Here is a 22,730-nt window from a genome sequence, read left to right as displayed (position 1 = left end):
TATGAACGGTTTGCGCGGCGCTGCGCAAACGAGTAATCCTCGCTCGCAGGCAGAGAAAATCTCAGCCTAAGGGATGGCCCGTCATGCCCGTAAAACCGCCGCGCCCACGCCTGCCTTCCCTCAACGCCTTGCGGGCTTTCGAGGCCGCGGCGCGCTGCGAGAGCTTCGTCAAGGCGGCGGAAGAACTCGGCGTCACGGCCGGCGCAGTGACGCAGCAGATCCGCCAGTTGGAGGCATGGCTCGGCTTCCCCCTGTTTCGCCGCCTCGCCCAGGGCGTGGAGCTGACGGAGGGCGCGCGCAACGCCCTGCCCAAGCTGACGCGCGGCTTCGACACGCTGGGACAGGCGATGCAGGATTTGCGCGCCGGGCATGAAGGCCGCGCACTGACCATCGCCGCCCTGCCCTGCATCGCCCAGCTCTGGCTCTCGCCGCGCCTGCCCGCGCTGCAGGCGGCGTTTCCCGGACTGCAGATCTCGGTCTCGGCGATGGAGCAGCCGCCGGATCCACGCCGCGAGCCGCATGATCTGGCGCTGTTTTATCTCGGCCCCGAGGCGTGCCCCGTCGATGCGCTGACACTGGGCCCGGACATGATCCTGCCGGTCTGCGCGCCGGCACTCGCGCACACGCTCACAAGCGTCGGTGATCTGGCGCGCGCGACCTTGCTGCATGACGCTGTCTGGCGGGAGGATTGGCGGCGCTGGCTCGCCTTCACCGGGTGCATCGGGACGATCGACCCGACCCGCGGCCCCTCCTTCTCGCTCTACAGCCTGGCGCTCGACGCCGCGCTCTCGGGCTCCGGCGTGCTGATGGGCCGGATGAGCCTGATCGCGCCGCATCTGCGCGACGGCAGGCTCATCGCCCCCTTCACGGACGCGATGCCGACCGGCGACGCGCTGGCGCTCATCCTGAATTCACAAGCAAGCGCGCATGGCAGCCGGCGTGAGATCGCGCGCGGCCTGCTCGAAATGCAGGCGCAATCGACTCAGATCGCGCTGCCGCAATCCCCGGCCAGGATCTGATCCATCGAGCGCGACGGCTCGGCGCAGCCGGCCTCGCCAACGACCTTGGCCGGCACGCCGGCGACCGTCTTGTTGCGCGGTACGGCCTGCAGCACGACCGAGCCCGCCGCGACGCGGGCGCATTGGCCGATCTCGATATTGCCGAGGATCTTGGCGCCGGCGCCGATCAGCACGCCCTTGCGGATCTTGGGATGGCGGTCGCCGCCCTGCTTGCCGGTTCCGCCCAGCGTCACGTCCTGCAGCATCGAGACATCGTCCTCGATCACTGTGGTCTCGCCGACGACGAGGCCCGTGGCATGGTCGAGGAAGATACCCTTGCCGATCACCGCGGCCGGGTTGATATCGGTCTGGAACACTTCCGACGAGCGGCTCTGCAGATAAAGCGCGAAATCGCGCCGCCCCTGCCGGTGCAGCCAATGAGCGAGGCGATGCGCCTGCAAGGCGTGGAAGCCCTTGAAGAACAGCACCGGCTCCAGCACCCGGTAGCAGGCCGGGTCGCGGTCCATCACCGCGAGCGCATCGGCCCGTATACCCTGGCTGATCTCCGGATCGGCAATAAGCGCCTCCTCGAAAGCCTGCGCGATCAGATCGGCGGGGACCGCCACATGCCCGAGACGCATCGCGACGCGGTGACTGACCGCCGCTTCGAAGCTCGGCTGGTTCAGCACGGAGGCCATGATCAGGCTGGCAAGCGACGGCTCGCTGGCGACCGCAGCTTCGGCCTCGCGCCGCAACCTGGCCCAGACGGGGTCGACACGGTCGAGCCCGGTAGCGGGATCGCGTGCTTCTATGACGGAGCGCCCAGACGGCATGATCATTCTCCGATGGAGATGTAAGACGAATTCAAACTCTAACACATTGCGGTGGTGAACCGCCAAACGCGAAAGCGCAGAGGTGTCAGATCGGCCCCGCGCCCGCTTGAATCAAGACCGCAGCCGCCCGGCACAAAACCCTGAAGGGACTCTGCTTTCCCGCCCACCGGCCCGCCCTTTCAGACCCGTGTCAAAAAATCCAGCACCGCCTGTTTGTGGCTCTTGTCGCCGACGGCGAGATTGTGGTCGCGGCCTTCGATGTCGAACGCTTCGGCATTCGGGATCAGCGCCGCAAGCTCCGGCCCGGAGCCAGCGACATCGTCCTTCGTGCCGACGCTGACCAGGGTCGGCACCGCGATCTGCCCGACCTGCGCGGCAGTCAAGGTCTGGCGCGAGCCCCTGATGCAGGCGGCCAGCGCCCTGAGATCGCTCTTGGTCGCCTCGGCGAAGGCGCGGAACATCCGCTGCATCGGGTCGGTCAAGACATCGAGCGAGGGCGCCTCCATGGCATCCGCAATGCCGAGCGGCAGGCCGACGCCCTCGACCAGATGGATACCGAGCCCGCCGAGCAGCAGCGCCCGCAGGCGATCTGGATGCGCCAGCGCCAGATGCGCCGAGATCCGCGCGCCCATCGAATAGCCCATCACCGCGGCCTGCGAGACGCCGAGATGGTCCATCAGGCGGCGCACATCCTCGGCCATGATCTGCGAGGAATAGGCGGCCGGCTCATAGAGTTTCTCGCTCTGACCATGGCCGCGATTATCGAGCGCGACGACGCGATATCCGGCATGGGTCAGGGTCTTCGTCCATTGGGTGTTGACCCAGTTGACCATATGGCTGGAGCCGAAGCCGTGGACGAGCATGACCGTCTCGCTGCGCGTAACCTCGCTCGTCGGCGCGAGATCGATATAGGCGAGATTGACTCCGTCGGATGAGAAACTCTGCATGATCGCGATCGCTTGGGCCGTTGGCGTTGCCTTCTCCCTGCCACGCAGCCGCTGCTTTGGGTAGCGGGCCTGACGCCGCTTGCCTATGAAGACGGATATGAGCACTGCCGATATCAGCCCGACACCGACCGTCGCCCGACCGCGTTTCGCGTTCATCGATCTGGCGCGCGGCCTCGCCCTACTGGCGATGTTCGTCTTCCACTTCACCTACGACCTCGCTTATTTCGAGCTGATCGACGTCGACACTCCGATCGAGCCGGGCTGGCACTGGTTCGCCCGCTCGATCGCCGCGAGCTTCCTGATGCTGGTCGGCGTCAGCCTTGTGCTGGCGACCCGCAACGGGCTGAACCGCCAAGTCTATCTAAACCGCCAAGCCTATCTGAAGCGCCTCGCCATGGTCGCAGGCGCGGCCGCGCTGGTGACGGTCGGCACCTGGTTCGCCATGCCCGACAGCTTCATCTTCTTCGGCATCCTGCATCAGGTCGCGCTGGCGAGCGTCATCGCCCTGCCCTTCCTATGGCTGCCGACACTTGCCGTCGCGCTGGCCGCGCTCTTCGTCTTCGCCGTGCCGTATCTCGCCCATCCCGTCCTCGACCAGTCATGGCTGCTCTGGCTTGGACTGGCCCGGGAGGTTCCAGCCAGCGCCGATTTCGTGCCGCTCTTTCCTTGGTTCGGCTGGGTTCTGACCGGGATCGTGTTGGCGAGGCTGGCGCTGCCGCGTCTCGCCCAATCGCGCCTCGCCGGCTGGCAGCCGCGAGCTTTGCCCGCGCGGGTCGTCGCCTGGGGCGGCCGCAACAGCCTGCTGGTCTATCTCGTGCATCAGCCGCTCTTCATCGGCGTGCTGATGCTGGCGACGCAGTTTGTGATCGCGCGGCCCTTGGACGAAAAGCCCTTCATGCAGTCCTGCGAGCGTAGCTGCATGCAAGGAGCGCACGACGCCGGCGCCTGCCGGGCGCGCTGCGGCTGCACGGTCGACGCCATCAAGCGCGAGGATCTCTGGCGAAAAGTGCTCGAGAATGCGCTCAGCCCGGAGGAGCGCAGCCGCGTCTCGGCTCTCGCCGAGGCTTGCTTTCGCTGATCCCGCAACACCGGCAAGAATCGCCCTCAAGCATCACCCTGAGGCAATCGCGCACTGGCGCGGGCAGGCGACGCGCGCTAGTTTGCGCGCCAGCATCACTGCAAGATATTCCATTCGCAGCACGACATCCCATTCGCAGAGCGACGATCATGGCCGAGACGGGCATTCCGCATTTTCACAATGATTCCGGCGTGGCTGTGATCCATGTCGGCGCGCATGAGTTCATGTGTATCGGCGCCAAGCCGCCCTTCGACCATCCCCATGTCTTCCTCGACATGGGCTCCGACCATGAGATCGTCTGCCCCTATTGCTCGACGCTGTTCAAATATGATCCGTCGCTGAAGGGCGGCGCCTGCACGCCGCCTGAATGCGCGCATCACGAGACCTCGCAGGCCGCATGACGATGAGCCTGATTCGCACGGTCACCGGCGCGGTTCTATTGGCGGCGACGGTTCTCGCCGGTTGCCAATCAGTGTCTCAGGAGACCGCGCCGCGCCTCGGTGGCAAGGCCGAGCCCTATGCCCGCAGCTGGGCCGAGCCGGGTTCGCCCCGCCCGGACCTGCCGCCCGATCGCGACGGCAGCAACGACAAGGACTGACGTTTCGGTCCGCCTACCCACACATTTTCAGCCGGATATCCCGTGCCAACTCCCCATATCCTGATCGCCGGCGCCGGGATCGGCGGTCTGACGGCCGCCATCGCGCTCGCCCGGCGCGGCATCGCGGTGACGCTGGCTGAGAAGCGCACCGGCTTCGGCGAGACCGGCGCCGGCCTGCAATTATCGCCCAATGCCGGGCGCGTGCTCGCAGCGCTCGATCTCGGCTTCGCGCTGAAGCGCGTCGGTGTCACGGTCGACAGGCTCGTCATCCGGCGCTGGCGGAACGGGGCCGAGATCGCCGGCATGCCGATGGCGGTCGCATCCGCGGAAACGCCCTTTCGTGTGCTGAAGCGCTCCGATCTGCACATGCTGCTGCTCGACGCCGCCCGCCAGCTCCCCAATATCCGCCTCGTCGTCGGCCGAGGCCTGCAGGAGATCGCCCAGACCCAGGACGGCATCAATGCGACCCTGGTCAGCGATGCCGGGCAGATCGAGACCGTGCAGGCGCTCGGCGCGGTCGGCGCGGACGGGCTCTGGTCCCGGCTCAGAGAACTCAGCGGCGACGCCGCGCCACCCGCCTTCACCGGCTTCGAGGCCTGGCGCACCGTTGTCCCGGCCGGCAGCGACAAGCCCGCAGCCGAAATCACGCTCCATCTCGGTACAGGCCGTCATGCCGTGCATTATCCGGTCGCGAACGGGCGCGAGATCAATCTCGTCGTCGTCCGGGAAGCCAAGGAGGCCCGCGAAGGCTGGAGCCGCGAAGGCGATGCCGGCCTGCTGGCGAGCCATCTCGCTGGCGCCGCTCCCGATCTCCACCGCCTCGCCGGCGCGGCCGGCCAATGGCAGGTCTGGTCGCTGTTCGACAGAACCCCGGCCGCGATGGCGCAGGGCCGGATCGCGCTGCTCGGCGACGCCGCCCATCCCGTGCTGCCCTTCTTCGCCCAGGGCGCGGCGCTGGCGATCGAGGACGCGGCCGTGCTGGCGCATGAACTGGCGACGCATCTGGAGCGCGACGGCGCCTCCGGCGTGCCGGCTGCGATGGCGGCCTATGCCAAGGCGCGCACTGAGCGCGTCGCCCGCGTCCAGGCGACCAGCCGCAGCAATGGCCGCGCCTACCATCTCGGCCGGCCCTGGAGTTTTGGCCGCGACCTGATGATGCGGCGACTCGGCCCCGACGGCATGCGCCGGCGCTACGACTGGCTTTATGACTGGCGCGCCCCGGCCTGAGCTCGACTGAGACGGCCGAACTGCCCTCTCTGGGCAGCGACGCTCACTCGACGTCTTCGGGCTGGATATCCTGGTAGCTGCTCAGCACCCGAACCAGCTCGATCCCATCGGCGAGCGGCCGGTAAAACAGCACATAGTTGCCGATAGGGAAGCTGCGAATATTCATCGCCAGTTCTGGCCGGTCGCGCCCCGCAAAGGGGTGTTCACGGAGCATGACGATCGACTGCTCGATCCGCGCCAGCAGCCGGTCGGCGGCAGCTTCGTTGTCGTCTGCGATGAAACGCCAGATCCCGATCAGGTCCCGGCGCGCGGCTGGAAGGCGTCGCGCCCTATTTGCCATTCGCGCGGCCGGCTTTTTCGCGCTGACGCTCCCTGCGGGCAGTCGCGAGAATGTCATCCATGTCGTGGTCTTCGCTTGGCCCGCTATCCAGGCCCTCGCGGACAAGCTGGCGCAACGCCTCCAGCTTGGCAGACCGCATCTGCTCGCGCTCTTCCATCAACCGCAGGCTGTCGCGCATCACCTCGCTGGCTGTGGAGTAGCGGCCGCTTTCGACCATCTCCTTGATAAAGCTCTCATAATGGGAGCCAAGCGTATAGCTTGAAGCCATGTCCAGCCTCCTCGTTCATAGCGCTTTATATCACTTTATGATATCTGTCGCAGAATTACGAGTGAGCGGGAGAAGGTCGGCGACTTGACCGGAATCTCCCGATGGAACGGAATGATTACAGCTTTCGGCATGAATTCATCAGAATCATCCGCTTCAAACGGGCGCACCGCTCTCGTCTTCGCCGCATTTCATCCCTATCTATCGTCCTCGATCCATTGGACGAGGGCTAGATGATCCGCGTCAATCTCCACGAACAGCTCGGCGGCCGCGCCCAGCGCGGGCCGCGTTGGATGACATGGCTTGCCATGGCGGCGAGCCTGATTGTCGGCGTAACCCTGTTCCTGCTCGCAGCCAGCCTCGCGCTGATCCTGATCCCGGTCGTCATGATCGTCGGTGCGGTCGCCGCATGGCGCTTGCGCAACCGGCTGAAGGCGGCCGGCTTCGCCCGGCCCGATCCCTTCGCCGCGCAGAGACGGCCGGCTGAGCGCGTCGACGTCATCGACGCCGAGTACCGCATCATCGAGCCCGGTGAGCCGCCGCGCCGCTGAAACGCGGCGCGGGGGTCAGGCCGGAAGCCGCGTCAGCACCATGCCTGCCGCGGCGCAGGCCGCGAGCGTCGGGATCATCCCGGTCTTGAAGCGCAGCATTGCGACCATCGCGGCAGCCGACAGCAGCGCCGCGCGCCAGTCCAGCGAAGCCAGCACGGGCCAGTCGGGGCTGGCGAACAGCAGCTCGATCCGGCGTACCTCCCTGAACAGGACATGCAGGCCGAACCAGAGCGCGAGGTTCATGATTACGCCGACGACAGCAGCCGTGATCGTGCTCAGCGCCGCCGACAGCGCCTTGTTGCCGCGTAGCGCCTCGACATAGGGCGCGCCCAGGAAGATCCACAGGAAGCAAGGCGCGAAGGTGACCCAGAGCGTCAAGAGCGCCCCCAGCCCGCCCGCGAGCAGCGGCGGCAGGCTGCCCGGTGCACGGAATCCGGCGAGGAAGCCGACGAATTGCAGCACCAGGATCAAGGGACCGGGCGTCGTCTCGGCGAGGCCGAGCCCATCGACCATCTCGCCGGCGACGAGCCAGTGATAGGTCTCGACCGCCGCCTGTGCGACATAGGCCAGCACCGCATAGGCGCCGCCGAAGGTGACGACAGCCATGGTGCTGAAGAACGTCCCCAGATGCGTCCAGACGCTCGCCCCCCCCGTCATCAGCCAGAGCAGGAGCACCGGCCCGAGCCAGAGCGGCAGCCAGATGGCCAGGACCCGCAGCGCCTTTCCTGCTGACGGGCGCACATGCGCCATCTCGCCGCGCGCGAACATCTGGTCGACCAGCCCGACGACATCGGGCCCCGCCGCGCCATGCCCCGCGCCAGCTCCGAACAGATCGGGCCTAACGCGATGGCCGAGCCAGCCGATCAGCCCGGCCGCCAGGATGATCAGCGGAAACGGCGTCTTGAACAGGAAGATCGCGATAAAGGCTGCGATCGCCACCGCTACCATGGCGCGGTTCTTCAGCGCCCGCCGGCTGATCCGCAGGCCCGCCTCGATCACCACGGCAAGCACCGCGGCCTTCACCCCGAAGAAGATCCCGTCGACGAGCGGAACCTGCCGATAGAGCACATAGAGCGTGCTGAGCCCGAGCATGACCAGCGCGCCGGGGATGATGAACAGCAGGCCGGCGATGAGCCCGCCAAGCGTGCGATGCATCAGCCAGCCGATATAGACGGCAAGCTGCTGCGCCTCCGGTCCCGGCAGGAGCATGCAGTAATTGAGCGCATGCAGGAAACGCTGTTCGCCGATCCAGCGCCGCTCCTCGACCAGCTCCTTATGCATCAGGGCGATCTGCCCGGCCGGCCCGCCAAATGACAGCAGGCCGATCTTCGCCCAGACACGGGTGGCTTCCGAGAGCGCCGGCATGGCAGGCGTTGCTTCGACCGAAGCGGTTGTCGTCGCGATCGTCATCGCCGCACCTCAGATCTTGGCCGAGCTTGCGGGCCAGTTATGGCTTTCCTCGCTCGCATCGCGGCACCAGCGATAGAACGCGTCGTAAAGCAGCATGCCGGCCTCCAATTGCGCGAGATCATCCTTGAACATGCGCGACAGGCCCAGCGAGGCCGCGAGCAGCCCCGCCGCTTGCGGCGCGAGATCGAGCTCCGCCGTATCGGCCGCCCGCACGATCGTCGCCAGTCTGTCGAGCGGCGGGCTCGACAGGCCGAACTCCTCGATCATGACGTCGAAGCTGCAACGCGCGCCACGATGGCTCCAGAACACGCCGTCGATATCGAAGGGCGTCCCGCCGAAACGATCAGCCACGTCAGCAACCTCCGACGGCGAGACGAACAGGAAGACCGCATCGCGGTCGACGAAGCGCCGGATCAGCCAGGGACAGGCGATGCGGTCGACCTTGGGCCGGGTCCGCGTCACCCAGACGGTATTGCCGGCGGCATTGCGCGGCGGGATCTTGGCCGGCGCCACCAGCATCCCGCCGGCATCGCGCCAGGCCTCGAACCCGCCCGCGAGGTTTTCGGCCTCGACGCCCTCATGCCTCAGCCAGGCGGCGACGCCCTCGCTGAGCTTGAGACCACGCTGGCAGGAGACCACGACGCGCCGGCCGGCATAGCTCCGGGCCCAGGCGGCCACATCCGTGTGGCTGCGCCGTTCGGAGGCCGGCAGCAAGCGCGGGTCGGCGTCGAAATCCTGTGGAATGCGAACGTCGATGAGCACCGGAGCGTCGGGCAAGCCGACGAGCCGGGACAATTGGGCAGTGCTGATCTCGATGTTGGAAGACATGGCGTCCATCCTGAAGAAAGGAATCTGGACGCGAACCTTGGGCCGAAGCCTCACGGGGTCGTCGCGGTGAACCCCTTGGGGACTTTAGACCACGACGCCGCGAGCGTCGTCAACGCCCGTCTCACTCGATCCGGCTGACCAGCACCTTGTCGATCCGGCGCCCATCGAGATCGACCACCTCATAGCGCCAGTGGCCGCGATCAAACGATTCGCCGACATTGGGGAGATGGTTGAGCTCAGCTAGGATGAAGCCCGCCACCGTCTGGAAATCGGCGTCGCGCGGGATATGGATGCCGAGCTCATGCGAGAACTCGTCGACCTGCATCCAGCCGGCGACGAGAAAGGAACCGTCGGCGCGCGTCACGATCGGCGGCTCGCTCTCCTCCTCCTCCTGGAAGGCGCCGATGATCGCCTCCAGCACATCGCCGGGCGTGATGATGCCCTCGAAATGCCCGTACTCGTCGAAGACCAGCGCCATATGCACCTTCGAGGCGCGGATATCGCGCAGGATCCGCAGCGCATTGGCCGTGTCCATCACCACCGGAGCCTCGTCGACGAGCTGGCGCAGATCATGCGCCGCGCCGTCCGAGAGCAGATCGATCACATCCTTGACGATGACGACGCCGATGATCGAGTCCGGTTCGCCGTCCTGGACCGGCAGCCGCGAGCGGCGCGTCGCGCGCAACTGGGCCCGGATCTCGTCGACGTTGTCGGCAAGATCGACCACCTCGACCTCACGCCGCGGCGTCATCAGCGCGCGCGCTGAACGATCGGCGAGGCGCATCACGCCCGAGATCATCTCGCGCTCGTCGCGCTCCAGCACGCCGGCCGTCTCCGCCTCGGCAATGATGGTGCGGACCTCTTCCTCGGTGACCTTCTCCTCCGGCTCGCCCTTTTGGCCGAGCAGGCTCAGCACGGCGCGCCCCGATAGATCGAGCAGGAAGACCAAGGGCGCGCCGATCTTGGAGAGGAACAGCATGGCGGGCGCGGCGCGCGCGGCGACACGCTCGGGATCGCGCAAGGCGATCTGCTTGGGCACCAGTTCACCCAGGATCAGCGAGAGATAGGTGATCGCCACCACCACCGCACCGACGCCAAGCCCATCCGAGGCCGTGCGCGACAGGCCCTGCTCCGCCAGCCAGTCGGCCAGCCGCGCGCCCAGGGTCGCGCCCGAGAAGGCGCCCGAGAGCACGCCCACCAGCGTGATGCCGATCTGGACGGTCGAGAGGAAGCGGCCCGGATTCTCGGTCAGGCGGATCGCGATAGCCGCGCCCTTATTGCCTTGATCACTGAGAACCTTGAGCCTGGCTGGACGGGATGAGACGACGGCCAATTCGGACATGGACAGAAGACCGTTGATCACGGTCAATGCCACGACGATCAATACCTCGGTTAACAAAACCAGCCCGCGCCATGCAAAGCCGCACTCGTCAGCGGCCTGCTTCAAAAGCCCTTATAGCGTATCGCGATTGCGTGGCGATGGGTCGCAGCAAAGATTCACAAGGCCCAGTGATTTGCAAGACCCTGTGATCGCAAGACCCGGTCGAAAGGCAGGACAGGCATGACGAGTAGGACAAGCGGACCGTGGCAGCCGGCCGCGAGCGAAACAACGCCCAGTGACCAGCGCCTCTTCGCGCCTGCCACGCAGCGCAATCGCGACGCGATCCTTGCCGTGCTGCGCGACGTGCTGCCTGCGGCCGGGCTCGTATTGGAGATCGCCAGTGGCTCGGGCGAGCATGCGCTGCATTTCGCCAGCGCCCTGCCCGGCCTCGCCTTCCAGCCCAGCGACCCCTCGCGTGAGGCGTTGGAGAGCATCAAGGCCTGGACGCAAGGCGCGCAGAATATCCGCCCGCCCTTGCTGATCGACGCGGTGGCCGACGACTGGCCGGTCGCGCATGCCGATGCGATCCTGTGCATCAACATGATCCATATCGCGCCCTGGGCGGCGACGCAGGGCCTGATCCGCCAGGCCGGGCGCATCCTGAAAGCCGGCGCACCGCTCTATCTCTACGGCCCCTATCGGCGCCCCGGCCGCATGCTCGAGCCCAGCAACGCCGCCTTCGACGCGAGCCTGCGCAACCGCAACCCGGACTGGGGCCTGCGCGATCTCGATGAGGTCGCGGCATTGGCAGGGGAAGCCGGCTTCTCAATGCCAGAGATCATCGAGATGCCGGCGAATAATCTGAGCGTGGTGTTTCGGAAGCTGTAGCGCAGCCTTGCCGGCCATCTCGCGTCGATAGGATTTAATCGTGCGCCGTGCTGCGTTCCACTGCGAGCAACAGGATGACGTTCCATGCGAACGACACAATCGCTCAGCATCACACTGCCCCTTGAAATGGCTCAGATGGTCGAATCCAAGGTGAAATCCGGCGAATACGCCACCGAAAGCGAGGTCATTCGCGACGGCTCGAGATCGCGGAATACGTGGCGCGCCTTCCGGTTCTCTTCGGCGATCTGTTGGTCGTGGTCTATAGACGGGCAGCCTGACAGGAAGTGGTATCGACTACTCTAGAGATCTGCCATCGGGAGTGAAGCGAACAACGAGATCGTTGGTATCCTGATCTTCGGTCACGACAGTGGAATCGACCTCAAGATCGCCGTCCGCCAAATCGACCTTCAGAGACATTCGGGTATCCGACGCCCGCTCTGATCTCAAAGTCAGGAAATACTCCACGGGGGTCTTGCCGCCATATCCCGACGCAAAGCGCGTATGCGGCGCGAAGCTCTCCTGATTATCGACGATCATCATTTCATCGGCGTTCACGCGCTTCGTGAGGAAGAAGATGTGGTCAGCTCCGGGCGGATCGGGATCATCATCCCGGCAGACCGCCACGTCGCCCGGCTGTTGCTGGCCAACTTGAACCCTTCGCCATTTCAACGTCTTCTCGATATATTTTGCGAGATTGCCCGCGCCATACTCGATCTTCTTGAGAGGGAAGCCAGCTTCCTGCAGAAACACCCACAGGGTCGCGGCGCACGCATTCTTAGCGGTTATCTGGCCGTAGATAGCCACCATCGCCTTGCGGCCAGCATAGCGCAATTCCTCGCAACGCTTGGTATCTGTGCCGATCTCGATAAGTTTTTGGACCCTCGGATCGAGCCCGGTGGGAGCGGGTGCGTCAGGAGCTGCAGCGACGCCGTCTCCGATGGCCTCTCCAACCGTCCAACCCTCATGTTTTTTGATGGCGTTGGCAAAGAGATCGAGCTCCGCGTCAGAGAGATCAGCGATGACCGTTTTGGCGGGAACGCCGACAGCTTTGACGATTGCCGCGATGTAAGCCTCGGTGTCGTTGTCGTCCGACGGTGGAGCGTAGCGATACATCGCGTCCCGGATCGACAGATTCTTGTATTTCGCCCCTGTGAGCAGCGAGATGATGGCGGCGCGGCCGACACTTTCATCCGGGAAGATGGCCATCCGGGTGTCGTCGCCGATCGCTCCATGACTATCGGCGAAAGGACTATCGATGATGTTGCCGGGATTGTTGTTGCGCCAGGCGCGACTGCCTCTCCTCTTGATAAAGGTCTTACCGTTCTGATCGCGGTAAGTGATTTCCTTATCATCAGACTTCCATGCCACCACGAAGGCCATCGTTCTCTCCCTCTTGCTTCAAAAGCGAACCATCAAAACGATATCCGTGTGAGGATGCGGGCGTTCCCAACCGCTACGTTCGGCTGAGCGCGATCGAACCGGACGCCTGTCGATCCCGGAACAATCCGCTCGGCGAGGGCCAGGTCTTTGGCATCGACGAGGGATCGGGCGCAGGCCCCGTCCTCGTTCCAGAGTTGTCGCGCAAATTCGGTGCCGACGGCCGTCGTGATCAGGCTGGCTGCGGTATCGTCCCTCCCGACCCGACGGGATGCGACCAAAGCTCGGATCGCTTCACCGATGATCTTGGCGGAGTCCGGGAAGGTCACGTCTTTAAGCTTCTGATATTTCGGATCGGTATGACCGTCCCTCACGCAGTGCTGGGCGACGAACAGCCAGTCATGGATCATGTAGGCGGGCGCATATCCCCAAGGCGAGAACCCTCGGAAAGCCTGTGCGAGTTTCGGGATCGAGCCACCATCGGTGTACATGACGCCGGGACGGACGGCCGCGCCGGGAACTCCGGTATCACGCCTTATAAAGGTGAGGGGATCTCTCGGGTCGGGGACGTACAGGAACCTGCCATCGCCGGAGGAGTCTCCTTCCCCCACCCAGATCACCACGAGCGATCCGGTGAATCTGCCCGCTGGCAGATCATCGTAGTTCAGGCCAGCGCTGGCACAGCCTGTCAGCAATGAGCAGACCGTGAGAGATAACGCCTTCAGTGAGACGGTTGTTTTATTCGAATTCTTACCCATCGCCACCTCTTCCCAAAAGGAAGCATAGACTACGGGACGAGTCGATTCATTAGTTCAATCAGTGGTTGAATTTTGAGAAGCTATGCACGAGGTCCAGCCAGCTCACCTGGAGCCGTGAAACGCTGGAGGCTTTTGAGACCACGCGCCGGGACGACCTGCGGCCCTGACTGCGCCTGATCGGCTACCGCCGGCAGGCCACGATCGCCTTCGCATTGCGCGAGGACGATGCCGACGATTGAAGGCAGGCTTGGTACCGGCACTGTGGTGCGGACGGCGGGGATCGAACCCGCACAGCCTTTCGGGCCGAGAGATTTTAAGTCTCTTGCGTCTACCAGTTTCGCCACGTCCGCCTGCCCGCAGGGGTAGCGGGCGCGGGCTCCCGGCGCAAGCCGCTCCAAGCGCTTCGGCGCAAGCCGATCAATGCCGGCGGGCGGGCTTGTACCATTCGACGCCGTCAGGATCGACATAGAGGCCCGGTGCGACATTGGAGCCGATGCTCTTCTGCTCCATCGGCACCCGCACCGTGTCGTCACGGTCGCCGCGTTTCACGTAAGGTCCTGCGGCTTGCGTCTGGTGGCCATGCCGGCTGCTCCGCGCCTCGGTCGGCCCGGACACGTTTTGCCGGCCCGCCACCTTGTCCTGCAGCTCCGTCACCGAACGCCCGGCGAAGGCGATCCGCCCGGAGCCCTCGACCACCGGCAAGGCCCGCAAGGCAGCCCCCTCCCCGGTCAGGCGCACGCCGCTGAAGCGCGGCACATAGGTCGCTCCGCCGCGCCCGAGCGTATCCCAGCCGCCGGTCGCGACCAATTGCGCGCCGCAGCGCTTATGGACCTGCTCGCAGGACGCGCGCGAGGCATAGCGCGGCGCCTTCTGCTCGAATTCGGCGCGGGCATTGCGATAGGCGAACTCGCATTGCGCGGCGCTCAGCAGGCCGGCCTCGACGCATTCGTCGCGCCGCTCATAAATCGCATTCTTGCCTTGGATCACGCTCTTGCCTTGCGCCGCGAGATCGGCGGGCGAACCCAGATAGAGCGCCGGGGCAAGCGCTGCGATGCGGATCGTGGCGAGGAGCGAGGATGCGGAAACCGTGATCATGCGGCGCACCATAGCCAAGATTGTGGCTTCACAGCAGCGAACGGCGCGAGGCCGCGAGCTCGCGCGTCGCGCCATAGTCGATCTTGCCGTTGCCGAGCACCGGAATGGAGTTGGTCACCAGGATCGCGCGCGGCACCCATAATTCGGGAAAGCCCTGCGCCTTCGCCTCGTCCAGCAAGGCGCGCTTCTCGGCATCGGGCTTTTCGGTGACGAGGACGAGCTGCTCGCCCTTGCGCGCATCGGGCAGCGCCACCACGACATGGTTCTGCTCCGGCCATAGTCCCGCAATCATCGCCTCGACGGCAGCAAGCGAGACCATCTCGCCGCCGAGCTTGGCGAAGCGCTTGGCCCGGCCCTTGATCACCACGAAGCCGTCATCGATCGCGACGATGTCGCCGGTGTCGTGCCAGCCGCCTTCCGGTGGCACGATCTTGCCCGGCTCCTCGGCGCTGAGATAGCCGGCCATGACGTTCGGGCCCCGCACGCAAAGCTTGCCGCCCTCGGTGATGCCCTCGACCGGATCGAGCCTCGCCTCGATGCCCGGCAGCAAACGCCCGACGCTGCCCTCGCGCGTGGCGACGGGCGTGTTGCAGGCGAGCACGGGCGAGCATTCGGTGCAGCCATAGCCTTCCAGGATCGTGGTGCCGTAAGGCTCCCACATCCGGCGCGTCTCGGGCTTCACCCGCTCGGCTCCGGCAACGACATAGCGCACGCTCTTCAGATCGTCGGGATCGGCTGCGCGCGCATAGCCTTGCAGGAAGGTGTCGGTCGCGAACAGGAAGCTGCAGCCCATCTCGCCGATCAGCTTGGGGACCTGCTTGTAGTGCAGCGGGCTCGGATAGAGCACGACCTTCATGCCCTGCAGCAGCGGCATCAGGAGCCCCGCGGTCAGCCCGAAGGAATGGAAGGCCGGCAGCGGGTTCATGACGATGTCGCGCTCGGACAGGAAGCCGGCTGCGAGCTGGAAGATCTGGCGGGCGTTCGAGACCAGATTGGCATGGGAGAGCACGACGCCCTTCGGCTTGCCTTCCGTGCCCGAGGTGAACAGCACCACCGCCGCATCGTCCGGCTTGGCCTCGTAAGCGCGATGCGCCAGCCCGGGCGCCAGGCTGAGCAGCGCGCCATAAGCCTTGTCGAGGCTGGTGATCTGCTTGCGGACCTCCTCAAGATAGATCACACGCCGGCCCTCGCCCAAGGCCGCGACCTCGTCGTCGAGCTTGGCCTGGTCGATGAAGCGGCGCGAGGTGATGATGGTCTTGAGCCCGGCAAGCTCGGCCGCCGCCCGCAGATTCTTCACGCCTGCGGTGAAGTTCAGCAGCGCCGGCACGCGGCCGAAGGCGGAGAGCCCGAACAGCGTCACCGCCATGCCCTGCATATTGGGCAGCAGCAGGCCGACGCGTTCGCCGGCTTGCGTGACGCCTGCGAGCTTGCGCCCCAGCACCAGCGAGCCCAGCACGAGCCGCCCGAAGCTGATCGGCTGGCGCTCGGGATCCTCCAGCGCGATACGGGCCCGGCCGTGGCGAGTGCTCGCCTGGATCAGCGCACGGAACAGCGTGATCCGCGCCGCGGGCGCGTCGAATTCCGTGGCGGCCATTTGCTGCTTCTCCCGGCTGGCTCGTCTTCTTGCTCTCAACCTAGAGCATCGACCCGAAAAGTGGGAACCGGTTTTCGGGACAAGCCGATGCAAGATCAACGCACTGCAGCATCAGACCCAATACGATGTTCGGTCTGATGCTGCAGTGGGAGGTGGCCGGGTTTCAATGGAGACGACGACGCCATCCGCCTGCTCACACTTCCGTCGCATTGGTTTCACCGAACGGCCAGACGAACGACAGATGCTGACCAGATTTGGCCGCTAGCGTCTCGTCGTTATCGGGAGATGCCGCTCCCGCTCCAGACCCTCATGGAAAGGAGAGATCATGCGTAAGCTGACGATAATCGCCATTTGCCTGCCGCTCGCCTTCGCCGCCAGCGGCATTGCCCGCGCCCAACAGGATCCGCCCGCCCCGACTCGGCCGCAGGCTCCCGGCAACCAATCCGCTCCGGGCGTCAAGAGCGTGACCGTGCTCGACAAGGGCCATCTGTCGCCGGAGCTGCGGGCGCAGGTCAATGCGCTCGCCTCGCAGACCAGCCAGGATGAATTGCAGGAGTTGCGCCGGGCGATCGATGCGATGCCGATGGCCTCCTCGGCGCTGAAAGCCAAGGGCCTCAGTTCGGCGCAAGTGATCGCCGCCGCCATCGACGATGACGGTGAATTGACCCTGGTCGCCGAGGAACAGGTCTGACCGGAACCAGGTCTTGTCGGAACCAGGTCTCGTCGGAACCAGGTCTGATCGAAACCGTGTCTGATCGGACCATGGAACCGGCCGACGAGCGTGCGCCGCGCGCTCGTCACCTACCCCCGAACGAAAGGACAGGATCATGAAGCTGACCGAAGCGCGTATCGACCACGCCCTGAACCAGTTGAACGCCCAAGTCCCGAGCACCCAGGCCCTGCCGGAGAACCACCCGATCACGGACCAGCTCAGCGATGTGTTCGGCGATCATACGTTCTTCTTCGACGCCGGCGGACTCACCATCATCGAGCCGGCCAAGCCCGACGACGAAAGCGCCGGCCTGGGGCAAGTGATCAAGCTCGCCAGCTGGATCGACGACGCCCGGACCAAGCTCGCCCCGCACCCGCCGGAATACACTGCGGTCGTGGTCGAGCTCGATCGGGCGGCGTGATCCAGGCCTGAAAGCCCAGGAGCAGCGAGGCCAGGATGTCGAGCCGCAGGATGCGCTCGATCAGGGCCTCGCGCATCAAGCCGGCATGGGCCACAGAGGCGCAGACCATCGGCCGCAGCGCCCGGAAATACGGCGGACCCGCCGCAAATGTTGCTCCAGATCAATGTTCGCCTCTTCAGCCCCATGCAACCTATGCGTGGATTTGGAGGCGTTTATCGTGCAGCACATCACCGGAATACAGGACAACTGCAGCGCGCCGGTCGGGTCATCGCAACTGTCTTCGGTGCAACGGCGCCTCCTTTGCGCCATGGCGCAGGCTCCGCTTCAGCGCTTTCGTCGCGGCTGGGCGCATGATCGCTTCGGTCCGTTCTTCAAGGAAGGCTCGATCGCCGCCTTGGCGAAACGCGACATGGTGACGATTACCGCCTCGGGGCGCCATGCGAAGCTTCGGACCAAGCCGCCCGGCCAATCCCGGCAGGGCGCCGCACCCGGTCTTGCAGGCCTCTAGAGTACTTCCGCACTTCTTCGAATCGCGGAAATGCTCTAACCTATTGTTTTATTGCATTTTCTTCACGCGACCCGGTATCCACTTCGCTCGAAAATGCTCTAGCCGAACGCCCCGATCTCGTGCTGGATCGCGCCCGAGATTTCGCGCAGCAGGTCGAAGCAGGCTCGCATCGGCGCGAAGACGTCGCGGTGCAGCGCTTCATAGGTCCCGCCTTCGCGCGGTCCCGGCGGCTCGCCGAAATCCAGTCCGATCGTCGGATCGGGATTGAGCGGAAAGATCTCGCCGAGCAGGAGCAGCGAGGCCGGGATGTCGAGCCGCAGGATGCGCTCGATCAAGGCCTCGCGCGTCAAGCCGGCATGGGGCCGGAAATCCGGGATATGCGCGGCCGAAAGCCAGATCCGGTGCATCACCGCCAGCCGCAGCGCATGCAGCGCAACCAGCCTGACCGACATGCGCGGCGTGTCGCCCGCCACCGTCTGTAGCTTCAGCCAGTCCGATGAGAGCCGCCAGAACAGGCGCCTGAGCGCAGGCGCGAGTTCGAGTCGCGCCAGCGCGTCGGCGACCGCGAGCAATTCGTCGCGCCGCCCCGCGCGCGTTGTACGGCGCGCGCGGTCGAACCAGTTGCCGGGGTCGAGCGTGTCGAGATAGGCGCGCAGCACGTCGAGATCGCTGTTGGCCATCGCATGGCTGGCCAGGCTATAGGCGCGCTCGAAGCGGTCGGAGCGCTCGCGCATGGCACGAAACAGGTCGGGCGCGCGCCCGGCCGCCTGGCCGAGACCATGCACGCTGTTGGCGAGCCAGCCGAGCTGCTGCAGAATCGCGTTGTTGGGGATGGCGCGCAGTTCGCGCGGATGGCGGATGCGCGAGGGGCCGCCGGCGTCGCTCTGTCGCGCCGCCGGGCGCGAGCCGGTCTTGTCGAGCAGCGAGGGACCGAAGGTGCCGATCAGCGCGGCATAGCCGGGATCATCGACAAGCGCGGTCATCTCCTCGCGCACGGTCTGAAAGAACTCCGAGGCGAAATCCGGCTCCTGATAGATCGGGTCGGCGGCTGCATCCTCGCCTTCGCCGAAGACGGCCTCGGCGATACGCCCGACGGTCGCCGCCGCGATCTGCCGCGTGCCGAAGAGCAGATAGCCGTCGCTGCCCTGGAAGCTCGTCTCGCGCACCGTCGCGACGCCCGCCCGCTTGAAGGCCTGCCGCGCGAAAGCCGGATCGAGATAGGCCAGGCGATCACTGAGGCTGCGCGGATGCGCGCCGCGCCCTGCCGACTCGCCATGGGTGTCGAAGATCACCAGCTCGATATCGCTCAGCCCATAGCGCGTCAGCAATTCGCAGATGCGGATGCGCAGGCGCTCGACCCAGAAGGTCGCCGCGACCTGGCCGATATAGCGCCCGGAATCGGAATAGCCGAACTGGATGCAGAGCCGGCCGTGCTGCTTGAGATAGTCGCGGAAATGCGGGCTACGCAACGCCTCGTCGATGATGCGCGGCCCCTGTTCCAGCGCATCCGAGGTCTCGAACAGCGGCGAGATCTCGACCTTGTCGGCGATGCCGAAGCGCTTCGCCAGCCAGAGCGCGCAGAGCAGCGTGTAACCCGTCTCGGTTTCCGCCACGAGAAAGCGCACCGGGCGCGTTCCGTCGAGATGCTTCACGATCTGCGCGATCGTCATCATCATCCGCGCAGCCGAGGCGCGCTCGGCCGCGAGCGCGCCGAAATCGACCACCGTCGGCTCGACCTTGCCAAGCAGGGCGTTGGCCGCGCTGAGGAAGGCGCGCCGCTGCGCCGGCAAGGCAGGTTCCTCATCGAGCGGAATGACGCCGCGCATCGCATTGTGGAGCTGCGAGGCGTTGAGCCGGAAATGCGGCAGCGCGATCGAGACGCCATGGGCAACGCAACCTGCCTTGACCAGGCAGAGCGCCATCGCCGTCTCGTCATCGGCCCCGCTCGCCGCAATCGCCCGGTCGAGCGCAGCGATCAATCCGGAGGCCTCCGGCAAGGCCGTCTCGCGCTCACCGACCAGAGCCAGGGCGAAGGCCTGCAGCGCGGTCAGCGCCGGTTGGGTGCCGATCGGCGGCGCGAGTGCGAGCTGGCGTTCGACGGCGGCGAGTGCGGCCGACACCAGCGCCCGCACCTCAGCCGTCGCGGCCACCTCCGGCAGCTTCTCCAGAATGCGCACGAACTGTCCGCGCTTGGATTCGAGCCGGTAGCGCAGCGTGTCCCACCAGCCGATATCGGTGCGACCATCCGTGTCGCAACCGACCCAGGAGGCCAGGATCAAGGGCCGCGGCGCGAGCTCGTGCCAGTGCTCCGGCCAGCGCGAACGTGCCGCCGTCAGCAGCGCCGCGTTCAAGCGGTCGAGCGCATCGCGGGCATGGCGCACAGCGAAACGCGCCTGTTCGAATTCGTCCTGCAGCGTGATCGCGCCGTCGGGCCGGAAGGAGAGCGCCTCATTCTCGACCACAGCCGCGCCCGCCACATCGCCCGAGGCGAGATCGGCCAGCGCATGCGCCAGCTTCCGGCTCATGCCGAAGGTCGGATGGGCCGTGAACACGGCAGCGAAGCGTGGCCGGGCGGTCGCAGTGCGGAAATGTGCGAAGGGCTCGGGCTCGCCCTCGGCCGCAGCAGCCAGCCGCTCGGCCAGCGCCAGCAGCGGCACATCGCCATCATCCGTCAGTCCGACATAAGCCGCTACGCGCCCCGCCCGCTCGTATAATGCCTCGCGGCCGAGATGGCGCACGAGAGCAAGCACAGCGTCCAATGTCAGCTCGCCGCGATCCATCCGCCGCGTCAGCCAGAGCGTGACCCTGAGTACGGGATTGCCGAACGGGTCTTCGCGCGCATCCTTGCGCGCCTGCTCGATTGCGCCCTGGAGCTCCAGCGCCAGCGCCCGCGGTCCACCTTGCTCGTCGAGCCCATCCGTCATCGCCCGCTCTCCCTCACGGACGGAGCAGGCAAGTTTTGGGCCTCGGATGCAAGATACCTGGGATGCAAGACCATGGCGAAGACCAAGACGAAGGAGACGATCAGGCCACGCGGTTCTGGCGGCAGCCGACCGGCAGCAGCCAGTCGACGGCGCGCGATGCGGGCACCGCCGGCGAGAACAGGAAGCCCTGGCCGAACGGGCAGCCCAGCGCCTTCAGCGCCTGCAATTGCGCCGCCGTCTCGATGCCTTCGGCGACGATGTCCATGCCCAAGCTCGCGCCCAGGCGCAGGATCGTCTCCAGGATGGCGCGATCCTGCGCCGAGCTGAGGAAACGCTGCACGAAGGATTTGTCGACCTTGATGACGTCGATCGGATAGCTGCGCAGATGCACGAGCGAGGCGTAGCCCGTTCCGAAATCATCGAGCGCGACACGCATGCCGCATTGCTTCAGGCGCTCGAGGATACGCTTTACCGGGCCGGATTCATCGTCGAGGAAGACGCCTTCCGTCACCTCGATCTCGATCATGCCGGGCCTCAGGCCCTGCTCGGCGACGCGCTCGATCAGCGTCTCCGCGAAATGATGGTCATGGAGCTGCGAGGCGCTCAGATTGATCGCGAGACTGCCGAAGTCGAAACCCGCACGATGCCATAGCCCGGCTTGGCGCAAGGCCTTCTCGACCACCCATTTGCCCAGGCGCGCCGAAAGGTCGGGATCGTTCAGGGCTGCCTGGAAGGCGCCCGCCGCAACCACCCGCCCATCGGGCATGCGCCGGCGCAAGAGCGCCTCGAACCCCGACAGGCTCTGGTCGGAGAGCCGCAGCTTGGGCTGGTAGTACAATTCGAGCTGGTTCTCGATCAGGGCTCGGCCGATGTCCCGGACGGTCTCGAACCGCCGCTCGCCCTCGCTCTTCATTTGCGGATCGAAGGCCCTGAAGGTGTTCTTGCCGGCCGCCTTGGCGGCATAGAGCGCGATGTCGGCATGGCTGAACAGCTCAGCCGCGCTTGCCGCGTCGAAGCCTTGCGGGATCGCGATCCCTACCGACGCGCCGAGCTGGAAGACATGCGCGCCCCAGGCGATCGGACAGCGCAAAGCATCGAGGATGCGCTCGGTCAGAGCCTCTGCTGCCGACCGGTCAGAAGCTGCCCCCATCAGCACGGCGAACTCGTCGCCGCCGATCCGCGCTACCAGCCGCGCCTCGGCGCAGACGCAGCGCAGGCGCGCCGCGACCTGCTTCAGGCATTCGTCGCCGAGCCCATGGCCGAAGGTGTCGTTGACCTGCTTGAAACCGTCGAGATCGACGAGCAGGAGCGGGCCGACAGGCTCGCCGCTCTGGCCGGACAGGATCGCCTGGAACTGGCCGCGATTGGCGAGCCCGGTCATCAGGTCGATTTCCGCCAGGAACCGCGTCTGGTCCCAGAGCGCTCGCTCCTCGGTGATGTCCTGCTTCATGCCGAAGATGCGCACGGCAACGCCGTTCTCGCTCTCGACATCGGCGGTGAGCCGCATCCAGCGCTCGTTGCCGAGCGCGGTCGTGATCTTGGCGTCGAGCGTGAAGCCGCCCCGTTCGCGGATCGCCTTGCTGCGCAGGGTCTCCATCGCGGCCCGGGAGCCGGGATCGTACATCTCGACGATTCTGAACCGATCGAGCTTGGAGCCGCGCGGGAGTTCGAAGAGATCGTAGACGGCGTCGGTCCAGCGCAAGGAATCGGCGTTGGTCAGGTCGCATTCCCAGACGCCGATCTTCGCGGCCTCGGAAGCGCGATCGAAGATCTTCTTGCTATGCGCCAGCGCTTCGTCGCGCTCGCGCAGGAGCCGGGAGGTCTCCTCCAGCTCCCGCTGCAGCCGCTCGACCCGCTCCAGCAGGCCAGCCGTTTCGTCGTCGCGCCGCGTCGTGACGGTGCCGGACTCGCGCCAGGCCGCGGAGCGCGCCGGCTCGGGTTCCGGCAAGGGGTGGTCGCGCACGATCAGGCTCTTTCGACTGAGAATCCGCTCAGGACGGCCATGCTAGTGCTCAGTCGATTAAGCCTTTGTTAGCTGCTAATGCTCCTGTGCCGGG

The 22,730-nt window shown here is 65.9% G+C and carries 23 protein-coding genes, 1 tRNA gene and 1 pseudogene; 11 read left to right on the top strand and 14 right to left on the bottom strand.

What is annotated here, in order from left to right; genetic code table 11:
* Positions 1-83 precede the first annotated feature (83 nt).
* Entirely contained in the window at positions 84-1,019 is a 936-nt protein-coding gene (locus tag ACSQ3P_RS01670) for a LysR family transcriptional regulator (protein ID WP_436163962.1), read from the top strand.
* Here ACSQ3P_RS01670 and cysE read toward each other — a convergent pair.
* Positions 983-1,831 carry a serine O-acetyltransferase gene (cysE, locus tag ACSQ3P_RS01665; RefSeq protein WP_436163961.1) on the bottom strand — a complete coding sequence of 283 codons (849 nt, stop codon included), beginning with the start codon at positions 1,829-1,831 and terminating at the stop codon, positions 983-985. The genes ACSQ3P_RS01670 and cysE overlap by 37 nt on opposite strands.
* Positions 1,832-2,010: 179 nt before the next feature.
* Complete coding sequence (locus tag ACSQ3P_RS01660; protein ID WP_436163960.1) at positions 2,011-2,778, bottom strand: alpha/beta fold hydrolase; 768 nt, start codon at positions 2,776-2,778, stop codon at positions 2,011-2,013.
* Between the two features lie 97 nt (positions 2,779-2,875).
* Here ACSQ3P_RS01660 and ACSQ3P_RS01655 point away from each other — a divergent pair, with 97 nt between their 5' ends.
* From ACSQ3P_RS01655 to ACSQ3P_RS01640, 4 genes are all read left to right on the top strand, one after another.
* Complete coding sequence (locus ACSQ3P_RS01655; RefSeq protein WP_436163959.1) at positions 2,876-3,856, top strand: DUF1624 domain-containing protein; 981 nt, start codon at positions 2,876-2,878, stop codon at positions 3,854-3,856.
* A gap of 149 nt (positions 3,857-4,005) precedes the next feature.
* Positions 4,006-4,257 carry a zinc-finger domain-containing protein gene (locus tag ACSQ3P_RS01650; RefSeq protein WP_069692227.1) on the top strand — a complete coding sequence of 84 codons (252 nt, stop codon included), beginning with the start codon at positions 4,006-4,008 and terminating at the stop codon, positions 4,255-4,257.
* Between the two features lie 2 nt (positions 4,258-4,259).
* Positions 4,260-4,454, top strand: a complete 195-nt coding sequence (locus ACSQ3P_RS01645) for a hypothetical protein (protein WP_436163958.1) — start codon at positions 4,260-4,262, stop codon at positions 4,452-4,454.
* A 42-nt stretch (positions 4,455-4,496) separates the two neighbouring features.
* The gene (locus tag ACSQ3P_RS01640) at positions 4,497-5,681 is read left to right on the top strand and encodes an FAD-dependent monooxygenase (protein WP_436163957.1); all 1,185 of its coding nucleotides are present in this window, start codon (positions 4,497-4,499) and stop codon (positions 5,679-5,681) included.
* 43 nt (positions 5,682-5,724) lie between these two features.
* Here the strand turns inward: ACSQ3P_RS01640 and ACSQ3P_RS01635 are convergent, their stop codons facing one another.
* Positions 5,725-6,021 carry a type II toxin-antitoxin system RelE/ParE family toxin gene (locus tag ACSQ3P_RS01635; protein ID WP_436163956.1) on the bottom strand — a complete coding sequence of 99 codons (297 nt, stop codon included), beginning with the start codon at positions 6,019-6,021 and terminating at the stop codon, positions 5,725-5,727.
* Positions 6,011-6,289, bottom strand: coding sequence for a type II toxin-antitoxin system ParD family antitoxin (locus ACSQ3P_RS01630; protein WP_069692230.1), 279 nt, complete (start codon positions 6,287-6,289; stop codon positions 6,011-6,013). The genes ACSQ3P_RS01635 and ACSQ3P_RS01630 overlap by 11 nt, the downstream gene beginning before the upstream one ends.
* Positions 6,290-6,519: 230 nt before the next feature.
* On the opposite strand from ACSQ3P_RS01630, the gene ACSQ3P_RS01625 reads away from it, so the two are divergent.
* Positions 6,520-6,837, top strand: coding sequence for a hypothetical protein (locus ACSQ3P_RS01625; RefSeq protein ID WP_436163955.1), 318 nt, complete (start codon positions 6,520-6,522; stop codon positions 6,835-6,837).
* A gap of 15 nt (positions 6,838-6,852) precedes the next feature.
* Here ACSQ3P_RS01625 and chrA read toward each other — a convergent pair whose 3' ends face one another.
* From chrA to ACSQ3P_RS01610, 3 genes are all read right to left on the bottom strand, one after another.
* The gene (gene chrA / locus ACSQ3P_RS01620) at positions 6,853-8,247 is read right to left on the bottom strand and encodes a chromate efflux transporter (RefSeq protein ID WP_436163954.1); all 1,395 of its coding nucleotides are present in this window, start codon (positions 8,245-8,247) and stop codon (positions 6,853-6,855) included.
* Between the two features lie 9 nt (positions 8,248-8,256).
* Positions 8,257-9,075: a chromate resistance protein ChrB domain-containing protein gene (locus ACSQ3P_RS01615; RefSeq protein WP_436163953.1), complete on the bottom strand. Its 819-nt coding sequence runs from the start codon at positions 9,073-9,075 to the stop codon at positions 8,257-8,259.
* Between the two features lie 121 nt (positions 9,076-9,196).
* Entirely contained in the window at positions 9,197-10,459 is a 1,263-nt protein-coding gene (locus ACSQ3P_RS01610; RefSeq protein ID WP_436165138.1) for a hemolysin family protein, read from the bottom strand.
* Positions 10,460-10,636: 177 nt separating this feature from the next.
* Here ACSQ3P_RS01610 and ACSQ3P_RS01605 point away from each other — a divergent pair, with 177 nt between their 5' ends.
* Together ACSQ3P_RS01605 and ACSQ3P_RS01600 are read left to right on the top strand one after the other, a co-directional pair.
* Positions 10,637-11,284, top strand: a complete 648-nt coding sequence (locus tag ACSQ3P_RS01605) for a DUF938 domain-containing protein (protein ID WP_436163952.1) — start codon at positions 10,637-10,639, stop codon at positions 11,282-11,284.
* An 84-nt stretch (positions 11,285-11,368) separates the two neighbouring features.
* Positions 11,369-11,491 (top strand): annotated as a pseudogene (locus tag ACSQ3P_RS01600) (ribbon-helix-helix domain-containing protein); the annotation flags it as partial.
* 87 nt (positions 11,492-11,578) lie between these two features.
* Here ACSQ3P_RS01600 and ACSQ3P_RS01595 read toward each other — a convergent pair.
* The 5 genes from ACSQ3P_RS01595 to ACSQ3P_RS01575 all read right to left on the bottom strand — a co-directional run bounded on the left by ACSQ3P_RS01595 (position 11,579) and on the right by ACSQ3P_RS01575 (position 16,108).
* The gene (locus ACSQ3P_RS01595; protein WP_436163951.1) at positions 11,579-12,664 is read right to left on the bottom strand and encodes a hypothetical protein; all 1,086 of its coding nucleotides are present in this window, start codon (positions 12,662-12,664) and stop codon (positions 11,579-11,581) included.
* A 32-nt stretch (positions 12,665-12,696) separates the two neighbouring features.
* Complete coding sequence (locus ACSQ3P_RS01590; protein WP_436163950.1) at positions 12,697-13,419, bottom strand: hypothetical protein; 723 nt, start codon at positions 13,417-13,419, stop codon at positions 12,697-12,699.
* A 262-nt stretch (positions 13,420-13,681) separates the two neighbouring features.
* Positions 13,682-13,769: transfer RNA gene (locus ACSQ3P_RS01585), tRNA-Leu, on the bottom strand.
* A gap of 67 nt (positions 13,770-13,836) precedes the next feature.
* Positions 13,837-14,514: a DUF1190 domain-containing protein gene (locus ACSQ3P_RS01580; RefSeq protein ID WP_436163949.1), complete on the bottom strand. Its 678-nt coding sequence runs from the start codon at positions 14,512-14,514 to the stop codon at positions 13,837-13,839.
* A 28-nt stretch (positions 14,515-14,542) separates the two neighbouring features.
* Complete coding sequence (locus tag ACSQ3P_RS01575; protein WP_436163948.1) at positions 14,543-16,108, bottom strand: AMP-binding protein; 1,566 nt, start codon at positions 16,106-16,108, stop codon at positions 14,543-14,545.
* A 325-nt stretch (positions 16,109-16,433) separates the two neighbouring features.
* Here ACSQ3P_RS01575 and ACSQ3P_RS01570 point away from each other — a divergent pair, with 325 nt between their 5' ends.
* From ACSQ3P_RS01570 to ACSQ3P_RS01560, 3 genes are all read left to right on the top strand, one after another.
* On the top strand, positions 16,434-16,799 hold the full coding sequence (locus tag ACSQ3P_RS01570; protein WP_436163947.1) for a hypothetical protein: 366 nt from the start codon (positions 16,434-16,436) through the stop codon (positions 16,797-16,799).
* Between the two features lie 136 nt (positions 16,800-16,935).
* A complete protein-coding gene (locus ACSQ3P_RS01565; RefSeq protein WP_436163946.1) occupies positions 16,936-17,241 on the top strand; it encodes a hypothetical protein in 306 nt (101 codons plus the stop codon).
* Positions 17,242-17,548: 307 nt separating this feature from the next.
* Positions 17,549-17,749: a hypothetical protein gene (locus tag ACSQ3P_RS01560; protein WP_436163945.1), complete on the top strand. Its 201-nt coding sequence runs from the start codon at positions 17,549-17,551 to the stop codon at positions 17,747-17,749.
* A 98-nt stretch (positions 17,750-17,847) separates the two neighbouring features.
* On the opposite strand, the gene ACSQ3P_RS01555 is transcribed toward ACSQ3P_RS01560, so the two are convergent.
* Positions 17,848-20,673 carry a phosphoenolpyruvate carboxylase gene (locus tag ACSQ3P_RS01555; protein ID WP_436163944.1) on the bottom strand — a complete coding sequence of 942 codons (2,826 nt, stop codon included), beginning with the start codon at positions 20,671-20,673 and terminating at the stop codon, positions 17,848-17,850.
* Between the two features lie 100 nt (positions 20,674-20,773).
* Positions 20,774-22,636, bottom strand: a complete 1,863-nt coding sequence (locus ACSQ3P_RS01550) for a putative bifunctional diguanylate cyclase/phosphodiesterase (protein WP_436163943.1) — start codon at positions 22,634-22,636, stop codon at positions 20,774-20,776.
* Positions 22,637-22,730 lie beyond the last annotated feature (94 nt).

Origin of the sequence: Allobosea sp. LjRoot9 (assembly GCF_964252745.1) — a bacterium.
Lineage (GTDB): Bacteria > Pseudomonadota > Alphaproteobacteria > Rhizobiales > Beijerinckiaceae > Allobosea.
Note: the sequence above shows the minus strand (reverse complement) of the source record. Positions and strands in the feature narration are given on the sequence as shown.